Origin of the sequence: Burkholderia sp. Bp8994 (assembly GCF_003853805.1) — a bacterium.
GTDB lineage: Bacteria > Pseudomonadota > Gammaproteobacteria > Burkholderiales > Burkholderiaceae > Burkholderia.
Window position 1 is genome coordinate 15,619 of record NZ_QTQH01000032.1, and the last position, 14,538, is coordinate 30,156.

13 protein-coding genes and 2 pseudogenes are annotated in these 14,538 nt (G+C 69.7%); 10 read left to right on the forward strand and 5 right to left on the reverse strand.

Annotation, left to right across the window (positions count from 1 at the left end; genetic code table 11):
* Positions 1-161: 161 nt before the first annotated feature.
* Both DIE04_RS27740 and DIE04_RS30265 read left to right on the forward strand, forming a co-directional pair.
* Positions 162-1,394, forward strand: coding sequence for an MFS transporter (locus tag DIE04_RS27740; protein WP_124523590.1), 1,233 nt, complete (start codon positions 162-164; stop codon positions 1,392-1,394).
* A complete protein-coding gene (locus DIE04_RS30265) occupies positions 1,385-1,507 on the forward strand; it encodes a hypothetical protein (protein ID WP_044847646.1) in 123 nt (40 codons plus the stop codon). Before DIE04_RS27740 ends, DIE04_RS30265 begins: the two co-directional genes overlap by 10 nt.
* 33 nt (positions 1,508-1,540) lie before the next feature.
* On the opposite strand, the gene DIE04_RS27745 is transcribed toward DIE04_RS30265, so the two are convergent.
* Positions 1,541-3,025 carry a deoxyribodipyrimidine photo-lyase gene (locus tag DIE04_RS27745; RefSeq protein WP_124523592.1) on the reverse strand — a complete coding sequence of 495 codons (1,485 nt, stop codon included), beginning with the start codon at positions 3,023-3,025 and terminating at the stop codon, positions 1,541-1,543.
* A 370-nt stretch (positions 3,026-3,395) separates the two neighbouring features.
* Between DIE04_RS27745 and DIE04_RS27750 the strand changes: the two genes are divergently transcribed.
* Positions 3,396-3,875, forward strand: a complete 480-nt coding sequence (locus tag DIE04_RS27750; RefSeq protein ID WP_124489544.1) for an SRPBCC domain-containing protein — start codon at positions 3,396-3,398, stop codon at positions 3,873-3,875.
* A gap of 13 nt (positions 3,876-3,888) precedes the next feature.
* The gene (locus DIE04_RS27755; RefSeq protein ID WP_124523594.1) at positions 3,889-4,341 is read left to right on the forward strand and encodes a nuclear transport factor 2 family protein; all 453 of its coding nucleotides are present in this window, start codon (positions 3,889-3,891) and stop codon (positions 4,339-4,341) included.
* A 69-nt stretch (positions 4,342-4,410) separates the two neighbouring features.
* On the opposite strand, the gene DIE04_RS27760 is transcribed toward DIE04_RS27755, so the two are convergent.
* Genes DIE04_RS27760 through DIE04_RS27775 form a run of 4 tightly spaced genes read right to left on the reverse strand, consistent with a single transcriptional unit; the run spans position 4,411 to position 8,546 of the window.
* Positions 4,411-5,397 carry an acetyltransferase gene (locus DIE04_RS27760; protein WP_124523596.1) on the reverse strand — a complete coding sequence of 329 codons (987 nt, stop codon included), beginning with the start codon at positions 5,395-5,397 and terminating at the stop codon, positions 4,411-4,413.
* A 17-nt stretch (positions 5,398-5,414) separates the two neighbouring features.
* A complete protein-coding gene (locus DIE04_RS27765; RefSeq protein ID WP_124523598.1) occupies positions 5,415-6,206 on the reverse strand; it encodes an SDR family oxidoreductase in 792 nt (263 codons plus the stop codon).
* Between the two features lie 40 nt (positions 6,207-6,246).
* A complete protein-coding gene (locus tag DIE04_RS27770) occupies positions 6,247-7,440 on the reverse strand; it encodes a sulfotransferase (RefSeq protein WP_124523600.1) in 1,194 nt (397 codons plus the stop codon).
* Positions 7,437-8,546, reverse strand: a complete 1,110-nt coding sequence (locus DIE04_RS27775; protein WP_044847640.1) for a DUF1214 domain-containing protein — start codon at positions 8,544-8,546, stop codon at positions 7,437-7,439. Before DIE04_RS27775 ends, DIE04_RS27770 begins: the two co-directional genes overlap by 4 nt.
* A 189-nt stretch (positions 8,547-8,735) precedes the next feature.
* Between DIE04_RS27775 and cysD the strand changes: the two are divergent.
* The 6 genes and pseudogenes from cysD to DIE04_RS27800 all read left to right on the forward strand — a co-directional run.
* A pseudogene (gene cysD / locus DIE04_RS27780) lies at positions 8,736-9,656 on the forward strand (sulfate adenylyltransferase subunit CysD); the annotation flags it as partial.
* On the forward strand, positions 9,656-11,569 hold the full coding sequence (gene cysN, locus DIE04_RS27785; protein ID WP_124523602.1) for a sulfate adenylyltransferase subunit CysN: 1,914 nt from the start codon (positions 9,656-9,658) through the stop codon (positions 11,567-11,569). The pseudogene cysD and the gene cysN, both read left to right, overlap by 1 nt.
* 134 nt (positions 11,570-11,703) lie before the next feature.
* Positions 11,704-12,891: a helix-turn-helix transcriptional regulator gene (locus tag DIE04_RS27790; RefSeq protein ID WP_044847637.1), complete on the forward strand. Its 1,188-nt coding sequence runs from the start codon at positions 11,704-11,706 to the stop codon at positions 12,889-12,891.
* Positions 12,892-13,167: 276 nt separating this feature from the next.
* On the forward strand, positions 13,168-13,305 hold the full coding sequence (locus DIE04_RS29910) for a hypothetical protein (protein WP_185500437.1): 138 nt from the start codon (positions 13,168-13,170) through the stop codon (positions 13,303-13,305).
* Positions 13,284-13,477 (forward strand): annotated as a pseudogene (locus tag DIE04_RS30270) (MFS transporter); the annotation flags it as partial. The gene DIE04_RS29910 and the pseudogene DIE04_RS30270, both read left to right, overlap by 22 nt.
* The gene (locus tag DIE04_RS27800; protein WP_124523603.1) at positions 13,464-14,513 is read left to right on the forward strand and encodes a beta-propeller fold lactonase family protein; all 1,050 of its coding nucleotides are present in this window, start codon (positions 13,464-13,466) and stop codon (positions 14,511-14,513) included. The pseudogene DIE04_RS30270 and the gene DIE04_RS27800, both read left to right, overlap by 14 nt.
* Positions 14,514-14,538 lie beyond the last annotated feature (25 nt).

The following is a 14,538-nucleotide window of genomic DNA, read 5'->3' on the forward strand; positions in this document are numbered from 1 at the left end:
CGGCGCATACAGCCCGCGTCGCCGACATCGCGTCCGCGCCGCATCGCATTCCCCGCACGCATGCGAACGCGACCGAATGATCGCTTGAGCGCCCCGGCACCGGATCGTCTAATCGGATCGAACGCGGCCGCCGCGCCACACGCATCCATCCGGAGACACGCATGACCCCGATCGAACAAGACGCCCGGCGCCGCTGGCTGCCGGTGCTCGCGGGCGGCCTGATCATGGGCGCCGCGCTCGGCATCCGCCACGTGCAGGGACTGTTCCTCGCCCCCGTCACGCTCGACCACGGCTGGTCGCGCGAAGCGTTCGGACTCGCGCTCGCGCTGCAGAACCTGATCTGGGGCATCGCGCAACCGTTCACCGGCATGATCGCCGACCGCTTCGGGTCGGTGCGCGTGATCGTCGCCGGCATGCTGCTGTACGCGGCCGGGCTCGTCACGATGGCGTTCGCCGCATCGGCCGGCGTGTTCACGGCCGGCGCGGGGTTCGTGATCGGCGTCGCGCTGTCGGGGTCGGCCTTCGCGTCGATCTACGGCGCGCTGAGCCGCCTGTTTCCGCCCGACCGGCGCGGCTGGGCGCTCGGCGTCGCCGGCGCGATCGGCGGGCTCGGCCAGTTCTGCATGGTGCCGGTCGCGCAGGTGCTGATCGGCGGCATCGGCTGGCAGCATGCCTTCGTCGCGCTCGCCCTCGTCTCCGCGCTGCTCGCGCCGCTCGCCGCGCTGGTGCGCGACCGGCCCGCGCAGGCCGCGAGCCGCGCGGACGGCCCCGACCAGTCGATCGGCGCGGCGGTGCGCGAAGCGTTCGCGCATCGCGGCTTCTGGCTGCTGAACGCGGGATTCTTCGCGTGCGGGTTCCAGCTCGCGTTCATCGCGACCCACCTGCCCGCCTACCTGCTCGATCACGGCCTGCCGGCGCGCCACGCCAGCGTCGCGCTCGCGCTGATCGCGCTGACCAACGTGGCAGGCACCTACGCATGCGGCCATCTCGGCGGCCTGCTGCGGCGCAAGTACGTGCTGTCCGTGCTGTACCTCGTCCGCGCGCTGGCAATGGCCGCGTTCGTTGCAGCGCCGTTGTCGCCCGCGAGCGTCTACGTGTTCGCGGCCGTGATGGGCTTCACGTGGCTCGGCACGGTGCCGCTGACCAACGGCGTGATCTCGCAGGTGTTCGGCGTGCGTTACATCGCGACGCTGTTCGGCTTCGTGTTCTTCGGGCACCAGCTCGGCAGTTTCTTCGGCGTCTGGCTCGGCGCGCTCGTGTACGACGCGACGCATTCGTACCTGCCGCTGTGGATCGGCTCGATCGCGCTCGGCGTGCTGGCTGCGCTGCTGCACCTGCCGATCGACGACGCGCGCATCGCGCGGCCGGTGCCGGGCAAAGCCGCATGGGCGTGATGCGTGCGGCGCTGGCCGCCGGCGCGCTCGCGTTCGTCGCGTGGTGCGGCGCGGCCTACTTCGATTCGGGCGTCGCGCTCGCGCTGCTCGAGCACGCGGCGTTCTGCGACTGACGCGGCGAACCGTGCCGCGCGCAGCGCGGCCGGTCACGCCTGGCGACGCTTCGGCAACGAGGCCAGCGCATCGAGCGCGCGACGGCGCGCGCCGTCGTGATCGACGATCGGCGCCGGATAGTCGACGTCGAGCCGCACGCCGGCCTCCGCAAGCTCCATCGGGGATGCCTCCCACGGCGCGTGGATCGTCACCGCGTCGAGGCCCGCGAGTTCCGGCACCCAGCGGCGCACGTACGCCCCTTGCGGGTCGAACTTCCGGCCCTGCGTCACCGGATTGAAGATGCGGAAATACGGCGCGGCGTCGGCGCCGCAGCCGGCCACCCATTGCCAGTTCGCCGGGTTGTTCGCGGCATCCGCGTCGACGAGCGTGTCGTGGAACCAGCGCTCGCCGGCCCGCCAGTCGATCAGCAGATGCTTGACGAGAAACGATGCGACGACCATCCGCACGCGGTTGTGCATCCAGCCGGTCGTCCACAGCTCGCGCATCCCCGCATCGACGAGCGGGTAACCGGTCAGCCCGCGCTGCCACGCGCGCAGCGCGGCAGGATCGTCGCGCCACGGCATCGCGTCGAACTGCGCCCGGAAGTTGTCGGTCGCGAGCGCCGGAAAGTAATACAGCAGCACATGGCTGAATTCGCGCCAGCCGAGTTCGCTCAGGAACTTCTCGGCGCCGGCCGCGCAGGCCGCACCGCCCGCCTGTGCCGCACCCTGCACCGCATGCCACACCTGTCGCGGCGACAGGTTGCCGAAGCGCAGGCACGGCGATAGCCGGCTCGTCGCCGACCGGTCGGGCCGGTCGCGCGTATCGGCATAGCCGGTCAGCGACTCGACGGAAAACGTATCGAGCCGCGCCTGTGCGCCGGCTTCGTCGGGTGCCGGCCACGCGTCGCGCAGGCCGCCCGCCCAGTCCGGCGCGTGCGGACGCAACCCGAGCGCGTCGAGCGGCAGCGCGCGTTCGCGCACGCCGGCCGGCCACGGATGAAACGCGATCCGCTCAGGCTCCGGCAGCGGCGCCGCCACCGTGCGATCGCGCCGCACCGCGCGCCAGTACGCGGTGAACACCTGGAACGGCGTGCCGGCGCCCGTCAGCACGTCCCACGGTTCGTTCAGCAGGCTGCCGTTGCTGCTCTCGACCTCGACGCCGCGCGCCTTCAGCGACGCCTTCAACGCCGCATCGGCATCGCGCTGCGGCTGCGCATAGCGGCGGTTCCAGTACACCGCTGCCGCGCCCGTGTCCTGCGCGACGCGTTCGATCTCGCGCGGCGCATCGCCGCGCAACAGCAGCAGGCGTCCGCCATGACGCGCGAGCGCCGCATCGAGTCCGGCGAGCGACCCATGCAGCCACCAGCGCGCCGCCCCACCGAGCGCGCGCCCCGCGCCTTCGCCCGTGTCGTCGACGTACACGCATACGAGCGGCCGGCCCGACGCAACCGCGCGCGTCAGCGCGGGCTGGTCGGTCACGCGCAGATCGTCGCGGAACCACACGATGGCAGGAGCAATGGTCGACTTCGCTGGCACGGGCACCTCGAGCAGGAAACTGAAGAGTGACCGGTATTGTCGCGGCAGGTTCGCGCGATGTCGACGTTCGAACCGCACGGCGTACCGCGCGCGTGCGTCGCGTACCGACGCCGACACCGGATCGCCGGCCCGGTGAAACGCCTTAGTCCGTTCCGACGATTCTTCGCCGCACGCACCGGCCTACGCTCGATGTGGGGTTCGCCGCGATGTGCGACGCGCGCCGGCCGCCGCTCAGCCCCATGCATTGCGCGGCGCGTCCGCCATGCCCGCCGGCGCCGGCGCGACCCGTTCCGGCTGTCGCGGCGCGTACCCGCCCGTGCGGGCGCAGCCGCGGCCCCCTCCGCTCCCTCACTCACATTCGATACCCGCCATGACCAAACCAGCCAATCTCGTCACCTCGATCACCGTCGCGATCGACGCCCCCGCTGCCGTCGTCTGGGAAGTGCTGACCGACTTCCCGCGCTACGGCGAATGGAACACGTTCTGCGTCGGCCTCGAGACGACCGGCCGGATCGGCGACTTCGTGCACATGCAGGTGCGCATTCCCGGCACGGAGACGGTGATTCCCGTCAACGAAATCCTCGTCGCATACGAGCCCGAGCGCCTGCTGTCGTGGGAGCAGCGCCCGACCGACGACAACAAGGACGCCGCGCGCCGCGACCAGTACGTCGAAGCCGACGGCGCCGAACGCTGCCGCTACTTCACGACGGACCAGTTCCTCGGCCTCAACGCGGAAACGATCATGCGCGAGCACGGCGGCTGGGTGAAACAGGGGTTCGACCAGTGCGCGCGCGACGTGAAGCAGCGCGCGGAAGCGCTGCATGCGGCCCGCCGGTGCAAAAGCGCATGACGGAGCGCAACCGATGCCCGACCTGCAGACCCTCTCCGATCATCACGACATCCGCGATCTGATCGTCGCGTACTCGAGCGCGATCGATGCGCGCGACTTCGACGCGCTCGATACCGTGTTCATGCGCGACGCGACGATCGACTATCGCGCGATGGGCGGCATCGCCGGCACGTATCCGGACGTCAAGGCGTGGCTGCGCACCGTGCTGCCGCAGTTCCCGCAGTACCAGCACATGGTCGGCAACCTGTCGATCACGCTCGACGGCGACACCGCGCGCGGCCGCACGATCTGTTTCAATCCGATGGAAGTCGCGCTGCCGGACGGCGGCACGCAGGTGATGTTTCTCGGGCTGTGGTACGTCGACCGGTTCGTGCGCACCGCGCAGGGCTGGCGCATCGCCGAGCGCGTCGAGGAACGCTGCTACGGCCACAACGTGCCGGCCGTGCTTGCGAACGCGACCGGCTGAACAGCGACACGTCGCACGATGCGCGCGCCGTGGCATCGTTGCACGGCGCGCGTGTCGCAGGCCCTCGGGTCAGTCGAGACGGAACGCCGCTTCGAAGCGCGCGGCGAACGCGTCGAATTCGGTTTCCGGCAGATGGTTGATGCCGCCCGCGCGCTTGCGCCCGCCGCCGGTCGGGAAGCCGCGGCAGAATTCGTCCGCGCCGAGCGCCCGGCCGTCCGGCACGCGCACGCTGACCACGAACCCGCCCTGCGCGCGCGGCGACAGCACCGCGAGCGCCGCATGCGGCGCATTGCGCATCCGCTCGTTCGCGAGCATCCCCGTCGCGCGCCGCGCCCACGGATGATCCGGCATCCTGATCAGCGTCGCGCCCGGCACGTCGCGCAACGGCGCGAGTGCGCCCGCGAGCGCCATGTCGTCGCGATAGCCGTCGCGCAACGCGGCGAACACCGGCGTGTCGCGCACGAAGTCGAGCGGATCGACGCATGGCAGCATCGCGTCGGCCAGCACCGCCGGATCGAAATGCAGGTCGCCGACGCATTCGCCGTAGGCGTTGTAGTTCAGGTAGAGGCCGAGTTCGGCCAGCGTGCCGCGTTCGGCTGCGTCGATCCCGTATGCGCGCGCGAGCGCGTCGCCGAGCGCCGGCAGTTCGTCGCCGAACGCCGCGACGATCGCCCAGCGCACATGCCGGCCGCCGAGACGGCGGTTCACGAGCGCGCTCGTGCAGACGTCGGCGGCCGTGTCGATATACGCGTCGAAACGCGGATCGCCGGGCAGCTCGCCCGCGAAGTGATGGTCGAAGTAGCGAACCGCGGCGCCGTCGCGCAGCAGCCGCGCGCATGCGTCGCGGTTCTGGTCGTGCGACACGTCGAGCACGGTCACGCGGTCGCCGGCCCGCGCGTCGATGCGCTCGAGCAGCCTGATGTCGCGCTTCACGCCGGTCACGAGCGTGCCGCGTTCGCCCTCCGCGAGCCGCAGCTGCTGCAGCGCGCACAGGCCGTCCGCGTCGCCGTTGAACGCGAAGAAGTGGCGCCCCTGTTCCTGTTGTCGTTCCTGCATGATCCGTTGCTCCGTTCTCAGGGCATGAAATCGCCGCCGTTCGCGTCGAGCGTCGCGCCGGTCACCGCGTTCGCGTAATCCGACGCGAGGAACAGCGCGGCGCGCGCGCAGTCGTCATCGGTCGGCAGCTTCGCGAGCGCGATGTTCGACGCGATCGGCGCGATGATCGCCTCCTCCGTCGTGCCGTACTCGGCGGCCGCCTGCCGGAAATACGTCTGCGTCGGCACGCCCCACATCCAGCCCATGTGGATGCTGTTCGCGCGGATCCCGTGCACGCCAAGCTCGCGCGCCAGGTATTTTGCCGCAACCGCGAGCGCGCCCTTCGATACAGCGTAGCCCGCTTCCCCTGCAAACGGCTTGCGGGTCGCCTGCGTGTTGATCATCACGATCGCGCCGCGCTTCTGCCGCTTCATGTGCGGCACGATTTCCTGCGTGAGCGTCATCGTGCCGAACACGTTGGTGTCGAACACCGCGCGCCAGCCGTCGAGATCGGCTTCCTCGACCGGCTCCGGGAACGTGCCGTGCGCGAACGCGCTGTTCACGAGCGCGTCGATCCGGCCGAAGCGCTCGACCGCCTGCGTCGCGAGCCGCCGGCACTGCGCGCGCTCCGCGATGTCGGTGCGCACCTTCAGCACGTCGCACGCGACGCCGAGTGCGCGGATCCGTGCTTCCGCGTCGTCGAGCTTGTCCATCGTGCGTGCCGCGACGACCACGCCGCGCGCGCCCTCGCGTGCCGCCTCGACGGCGAGCTTCACACCGAGCCCCGGTCCGATCCCTGAAATCACGACGATCTTGTCCTTCAGCAACATGGGTTGTCTCCTGGTTGTCGTTCGTCTCGCGGGCGCGCCGTCAGCCGGCCGCCCGCAGGTGCCGCGCGCGATACGCGGCGAAGTCGTGCTCCAGTTGCGCATCGGTGAAGCCGAAGCGCGCGATCGAGTAATCGTGCGCGGCGCGCTTGTCGCGGCCGTTGCGCGCCATCCAGGCCGTCATCGCCGCGCGCTGCGGCGCATCGAGCGACATGCCCGCGAAGCGGTACACGGCTTCGGCCACGCCGAGCGGATCCGACACCGTGTCCTCGAAACGCACGTCGAGAAAGCGCTCGGCCGGCAGCGCGTCGCGCGCCGTCATCGCCGCGCCGATCGCGCGCGCCATGCCGGCGTTCCACTGCGCGCCGACCGTGCGCGGATCAGGGTCGTCCGCATACATCTGCCACAGCGTGTGCGCCATGCTCGCCATCGACGGAATCGTCTGCGCCGGGTCGCGATGCGTGAGCACGACCTGTGCCCGCGGAAACACGCGGCACAGCACGTCGAGCGCATGCAGATGCTGCGGCGTCTTCAGCAGCCAGCGCGCGGCCGCTGCGACGCCGCGTTGCGCCTTCTGCCACTGCAGGAACTGCAGCATCCGCTTCAGGTGCGTATAGACCGGCGTCAGGTCCTGCTTCGCGAGCCACGCCGTATAGCCCGGCACGTTCGCGTACGAATCCATCGCGCACACGAACGAATGCTCCATCAGCATGAACTCCTCGTCGGCAAGCATCGCGTCGAGCGGATGGATCGCGAGGATCTGCGGAATGCAGTCGATCATCGTCGCGACCTCGGCCTGCGCGCGCGCGATGCGCACGCTCGGCGCGTCGAGCGTCTCCCCGGCGAGCGGCGCCGGATAGCGCGTTTCCCACCACGCGGCCGAATAAAAGCGCGGATCGACCGCGAGCAGCCGCTGCAGCAGCGTCGTGCCGGTGCGCGGCAGCCCGACGATCACGAGCGGATCGTCGATCTCGATGTCGGCGATCTCCGGATGACGGCCGAAGTAATCCTCGATAACGAGCCGGTTCACGAGCTGGCCGACGAGTTTCTCGCGCATCATCGCCACACCGCGCGCCGACAGCTTCGCTTCGTCGATCAGCGATGCGCACATCACGTCGAGCGCCTCGCGATACGGGCCGTCGCCGAACACGGTGAGGCCGCCCGTGCGCGACACGGCCTCGGCGATCAGCGCGTCGGCGTCGAGCTGGGTGCGGATCGGGTCGAGCGGCGCGTTCATGCGGCCTCCTTCAGCGCGGCGAGCTTGACGACGCGCGTGCGCGGATGCACCGGCTGCGCGGCGCCGACCCAGCGCCAGCAGATCGTGCCGGTGCGATGCCCGGCCGTATCGAGCCAGTTCGCGCCACCCGGCCGCGACGCGGCGACCACCACCGTCACGCCGCCATCCGCATTCAGCCGCGCGCTGTGCTTGTTCACGCAGATGTCGAAGTGCCGATAGTCGAGCGACTCCATCCAGTAATTGTTGAGCTGCACGTTCCAGAAATCGCAGTCGGGCACGGTGTCGACGTCGATCACCAGCGCCTCGTCGTCGGCGAGCGACCAGCACGAGTGGTAGTAGTAGATGTTCGGATCGCCACCGACCGACTGGCACAGCGCCTGGTCCGCAGGCGGCAGCGCGTTTACGTGCGAGCCGTAGCTCGCGGCCCAGTCGGCGAACAGCTTCGCCGTCTGCTCGACGAACTGCGCGGCGCGCGTGAGGCCGCCCTGCAGCACGAGCGGATCGAGCGGCGCCGGGCGATCGTGCGCGCCGATGCGTTCGATCTTCAATTGCGCGGGCGTCTCCGCGCGCCGGTCGAGGAAAGTCTGACGCACCAGCAGCGCGTTCGTACCCGGCTCCATGCGCACCCAGTTGCCCGCGCGCGGCGTTTCGCTCAGCACGATCTCGAAGCTGCCGTCCGGCGCGAGCTCGAGCTGCTTCGCGTCGAGAAACCCGGTCTGCAGCATCTTGCCGTCCGTCTCGTAACCGCCCTTCTGCGTGCCGAAGCTCAGGTATGCGACCGTGCCGCGCCGCCCCGTCACACGATATTCGCAGCGGCCGTCGAGGCGCGCGTACTGGTACAGGTTGTCGGGATTGTCGGCGCCGATCTTCGCGGTCTCGTGCGACGGCGAGAAGAAGCCGGGCCACGCGCCGTCCGCGAACTCGACGTGCATTTCGAGCGCGATGCGCATCAGCCGGCTCAGGTAGCGGAATCCTTCCGCGCGCGTGAGCGGATCGTCCGGCGCCTCGGCGCGCAGGATCTGCTCGCCGCTGCGTTTCAGGGTGTCGCAGAAATCGGCCCAGGTCTGGCCCGAAAGCAATTGCGTGGCGCGTGTGTCGTCCGTCATGTGTCGTCTCCGCCGATGGTCGAGCGCTCACCTTAAGCGAGCGCCTCGCGCGCCACTTCGTCCGGGTGGACTAAGGAAAGATCCGCTGCCCGCCGCGCCGCGTGTTAGTCCACCCGGACGAAGAACGGCACCGCCCTCGCTCGATACCGTTGGCGTCATGCACGAAACGCCGCACATGTCGCGCGGCGCCGGCATGCAACAAGGAGACGAACGATGTTGACCCACTTGGAGCGACTGGAGGCCGAAAGCATCCACATCATGCGCGAGGTGGTCGCGGAAAGCGAAAACCCAGTGATGCTCTATTCGATCGGCAAGGACAGCTCGGTCATGCTGCATCTCGCGATGAAGGCCTTCTACCCGGCGAAGCCGCCCTTTCCGCTGCTGCACGTCGATACGACGTGGAAGTTCCGCGAGATGATCGCGTTTCGCGACGAGACGGCCGCGCGCCTCGGCCTCGACCTGCGCGTGCACGTGAATCCCGACGGCGTCGCGAACGACATCAATCCGTTCACGCACGGCTCGGCCGTGCACACCGACGTGTGGAAAACGCAGGGACTCAAGCAGGCGCTCGACCACTACGGTTTCGACGCCGCGTTCGGCGGCGCGCGCCGCGACGAGGAGAAATCGCGCGCGAAGGAGCGCATCGTGTCGCTGCGCTCGGAGCAGCACCGCTGGGATCCGAAGCGCCAGCGTCCCGAACTCTGGTCGCTGTACAACGCGCGCAAGCGCCGCGGCGAAAGCCTGCGCGTGTTCCCGATTTCCAACTGGACCGAGCTCGACATCTGGCAATACATCCGGCTGCACGACATTCCGATCGTTCCGCTCTACTACGCGAAGGAGCGGCCGGTGGTCGAGCGCGACGGCGCGCTGATCATGGTCGACGACGAACGCCTGCCGCTGCGCGACGGCGAAGTGCCGCAGACGCGCAAGGTGCGCTTTCGCACGCTCGGCTGCTATCCGCTGACGGGCGCGATCGACAGCGACGCGAGCTCGCTCGACGACATCCTGCAGGAAATGCGCGACACGCGCACGTCCGAGCGCCAGGGACGACTGATCGACAGCGATTCGGCCGGTTCGATGGAAAAGAAGAAACAGGAGGGATATTTCTGATGGCACACGTACTCACCGCCCCCGAGGCACTTGCGCACACGACGCCCGACATGCACTCCGACGATGCGCAACCGAAGGACCTGCTGCGCTTCATCACGTGCGGCAGCGTCGACGACGGCAAGAGCACGCTGATCGGCCGTCTGCTCTACGAATCGAACCTGCTGTTCGACGATCAGTTGACCCAGCTCGAAGCCGATTCGAAGAAGGTCGGCACGCAAGGCGGCGAACTCGATTTCGCGCTGCTCGTCGACGGCCTGTCGGCCGAGCGCGAACAGGGCATCACGATCGACGTCGCGTACCGCTTCTTCGCGACCGCGCGACGCAAGTTCATCGTCGCCGATACGCCCGGCCACGAGCAGTACACGCGCAACATGATCACCGGCGCGTCGACCGCCGATCTCGCGGTGATCCTGATCGACGCGCGCAAGGGCGTGCTCACGCAAACGCGCCGCCACAGCCATCTCGTCGCGCTGATCGGCATCAAGCGCGTCGTGCTCGCAATCAACAAGATGGACCTGGTCGACTACGACCGCGCCGTGTTCGAGCGTATCGATGCCGACTACCGCGCGTTCGCGGCCGAACTCGGCCTCGACGAAATCGTCAGCATTCCGATGTCCGCGCTGCGCGGCGACAACGTGATCGCATCGAGCGAGCGGATGCCATGGTACGCGGGCCCCCCGCTGATGCGGCATCTCGACACGCTGCCGCTCGTCGAGCGCGTGACGCGCGACGAGCCGTTCCGGCTGCCCGTGCAATGGGTCAACCGTCCGCACCTGAACTTCCGCGGTTATGCCGGCAGCATCGCGTCGGGCGAAGTGCGCGTCGGCGAACGCGTGCGCGTGCTGCCGTCCGGCAAGGAGAGCCGCGTTGCGTCGGTGATCACGCCGGCCGGCGAAGCCGATGTCGCGCGCGCCGGCGAAGCGGTGACGCTCACGCTCGCCGACGAGATCGACGTGAGCCGCGGCGACATGATCGCGCGTGCCGACGCGCCGCCGGAAGTCGCCGACCAGTTCGAGGCGACGCTCGTGTGGATGCACGACGAACCGCTGCTGCCGGGCCGGCCGTATCTCGTGAAGCTCGGCACGCAGACGGTCGGCGCGACCTGCGCGACGCCGAAGTACAAGATCGACGTGAACACGCGCGAGCATCTCGCCGCGCGCACGCTCGCGCTGAACGAGATCGGCGTGTGCAACCTGAGCTTCGACCGGCCCGTCGCGTTCGATCCGTACGACCTGAATCGCCACACCGGCGGCTTCATCGTGATCGACCGCTTCACCAACGACACGGTCGGCGCCGGGATGCTGCACTTCGCGCTGCGCCGCGCGCACAACGTGCACTGGCAGGCCGTCGATGTCGACCGCGACGCGCGCGCGGTGCAGAAGGCGCAGACGCCGCGCATCGTATGGCTGACCGGGCTGTCGGGCGCGGGCAAGTCGACGATCGCGAACCTCGTCGAGCGGCGCCTGCATGCGCTCGGCAAGCACACGTACCTGCTCGACGGCGACAACGTGCGGCACGGCCTGAACCGCGATCTCGGCTTCACCGAGGCCGATCGCGTGGAGAACATCCGGCGCGTGGCCGAAGTCGCGCGGCTGATGCTCGATGCCGGGCTCATCACGCTCGTGTCGTTCATCTCGCCGTTCCGCGCGGAACGCGACATGGCGCGCGCGCTGGTTCGTCCCGACGAGTTCGTCGAAGTGTTCGTCGACACGCCGCTCGCGGTCGCCGAGGAACGCGATCCGAAGGGGCTGTACAAGAAGGCGCGCAAGGGCGAACTGAAGCACTTCACGGGAATCGACTCGCCGTACGAGCCGCCGGCGCAGCCGGAACTGCGCATCGATACGGTGGCCGAGTCGCCGGAGGCCGCGGCGGAACGCATCGTCGCGTACCTGCTGCGCGAACGCACCGCGTAAGCGGCGCCGGGGGCTGCGCACGCTGCGTCGCTCCGGCACGGCCCGCGTCGTCTACTCCGTTCGGATGACGCGGGCGGCTGGCCTGTCGGTATGCTGGCTCGGGAGCATTCACCCCGACCCAGGAGAACACGAGCATGCGGATCGCGCTGGCGCCCGGCGACACGGCCGCACACGACAGCTTCGACGACGCGGCATGGACGGCCCGCGAACTCAGCGCGTGGCTCGGGCTCGTCTATCAGGGCCCGTCCGAGACGACGCCTTGGGCGGGCTTTCTCGAAGCGATGCGCGTGCGGCTCGACGCGAGCTTCACGACGCTCGTGCTGCGCAGCCCGCGCGGCACGCGGCGCGGGCTCATCATCAACGCATCGACCCACGGCCCGCTGCTGCCCGGCGAACCATCGTACAGCGAAGAGTTCTACGCGCTGTGCCCGTTTCTCGACCACCCGCCCGGCCAGGTGTTCACGGCCGACACGCTGTTCGGCGCGACGCGCTGGTGCGCGCACGATTTCTACCGGCAATACCTACAGCCGCTCGACCTGCGCTTCATCCTCGGCGCGAATCTGCGCGGCGAGCGCGGCGTCGAGTGCGCGTTCTTCGTGAGCCGCCCGCATCATGCGCGCGACTTCGACGCGGCCGAACGCGCGCAGGTCGCGACGCTGCTGCCGCACCTGCAGCGCGCGGTCGAGCTGCACGCGGCGCTCGACGTGCTCGACGCCGAACGCGCGCTGTACGCGGGCACGGTCGACCGGCTCGACGTCGGCACCGCGATCCTCGACGAGGACGGTCGCGTGATCAAGCACAACCGCATCGCCGAGCGGCTGTTCGAGCAGCAGGACGGCCTGTGCCTGCGCCAGGAGCGGCTCCATGCATCGTGCCCGCTCGACGAGCGCCGGCTGCAGAAGGCGCTGCAGGCCGCGCTCGAGCATTTCCGCGCGGGTGCGCTCGGCCGCATCGAGGCCACCACGCTGTCGCGCCCCGGCGGCGCGATGCCGTTGAACGTGCTGCTGCGCCCGCTCGCGCCCTTTCACGGCGCGGAGGACCGCCAGCACCGGCCGGCCGTCGCGGTGTTCGTCCGCGATCCGGCGTCGTCGCCGCAGACCTCGCGCGACATGCTGCACCGGCTGTTCCGCCTCACGCCGATGGAAACCGAGATCGCGCTGCTGCTCGTCGACGGCCTGACGCTCGACGAAGCGGCCGCCGCGACCGGCATCACGAAGAACACCGCCCGTGCGCATCTGCGCGGAATCTTCGCGAAGACGGGCGCGACGCGGCAGGCCGTGCTCGTGAAGATGCTGCTGAACAGCGTCGTGTCGATGGCATAGCGGGCCGCGTACGAGGCCGGCAGGTTGCCGGAGCGAAGTCCGCCGCAGAGCAGCACCGAGCGGCATGCCTGCCAACCCACGTCATCCGTCATCAGACGTGATCGCGCACGGCGACAACGTCCCGACATTTCCCGATTTTTGAATACGCTCCGGGTAAACCCGTGACGTCATATCAGGATCTCAAGCGTACCATGTCATACGACAACATACTACTTAGATCCCCACCCGACGCGAACGCGGGCCGCTGCCCCGTTCGCCGCCCGCCCGGAGACTCCCTTGACCTCGCCCGCCCTGCCCGGCCGCGCCCCGCTCGCATCCGCCACCTCGAAAGTGAAATGGCACGTGCTGCCGCTCGTGTCGATCATGTTCATCGCGGACGATATCGACCGCTGCCGACGGCCTTCGGCTATCTGAAGCAACATACGGGTTCGATCGCGGGCGGCCGGGATGCGCTCGCGATCGCGTTCCTAGTCGCCACGGTCGCCGCGCCGTTCGCGCGCACGCGCCGCGCAGCGATCCGCCGCGCGGCCTGCCGACCGGCGAGTCCTTCACGCACACCGCAATGCTCCGCCATGCCGAACACTGACCGCCTGACCGTCGTCGTCCCGAATGCCGTCGACGGCGACCTCGCCACGTTCTCGCTCACGTCCGACGGCACGCTCGCGCCGCTCGCCCGCTACCCGGCCGGCGACGTCGCGATGCCGGTCGCCGTGCAACCCGATCGCGCGCGGCTGTACGTCGCGACGCGCGGCGAGCAGCCGACGATCGTCGCATTCCGCGTCGCCGCAGCCACCGGCGCGCTCGCCCGCATCGGCGCGACCGCGATCGACGCGAGCCTCGCCTACCTGTCGCTCGACCGCAGCGGCCGCTGGCTGCTCGGCGCGTCGTACGGCGGCCATTCGTTGAGCCTCTACGACGCCGCGCGCGTGCGCGACGGCGACGGCGCAGCGCTGCAGGTCGCGCACGGCATCGCGAACGCACATGCGGTCGTCGTGTCGCCGGACAACCGCTTCGCGTACGTGAGCTCGCTCGGCTCGGACCGGATCTTCACGTTCGCGCTGATCGAGGATGCCGGCGGCCTGCGTGCGGTCGAGCACGGCGAAACGCGCGTGCCGGGCGGCTTCGGGCCGCGCCACCTGCGCTTCGCGCGCGACGGCCGGATGCTGGTCGCGGTCGGCGAATTCCAGGCCACGCTCGCGACCTTCGCGCGCGACGCCGACAGCGGCCGCCTCGGCGACGCACGGGTCAGCGCGCGCCACCCGGCCGTCGCCGGCCTCGCGCAAGGCCATGCGCGCCCGCCCGCGCCGACCGGGGCCGCCGTGTGGGCTGCCGATCTCCACCTGACGCCCGACGAGCGCTTCGCGTATGTGAGCGAACGCACGTCGAGCCAGTTGCTCTGCTATCGCCGCGATGCGGACGGCGCCTTCGAACCCATACACGCGACGGCCACCGAAACGCAGCCGCGCGGCTTCGCGATCGATCCGTCGGGACGCTGGCTCGTCGCGTGCGGCGAGCAGTCGGAATACGTGTCGGTGTACGCGATCGCGCCGGACGACGGCACGCTGGCGTTGCACGCCCGCGTGCCGGGCGGCCGCGGGGCGAATTGGGTGGCGATCGTCTGACGGGTCCATCGACCGATGGATCCCA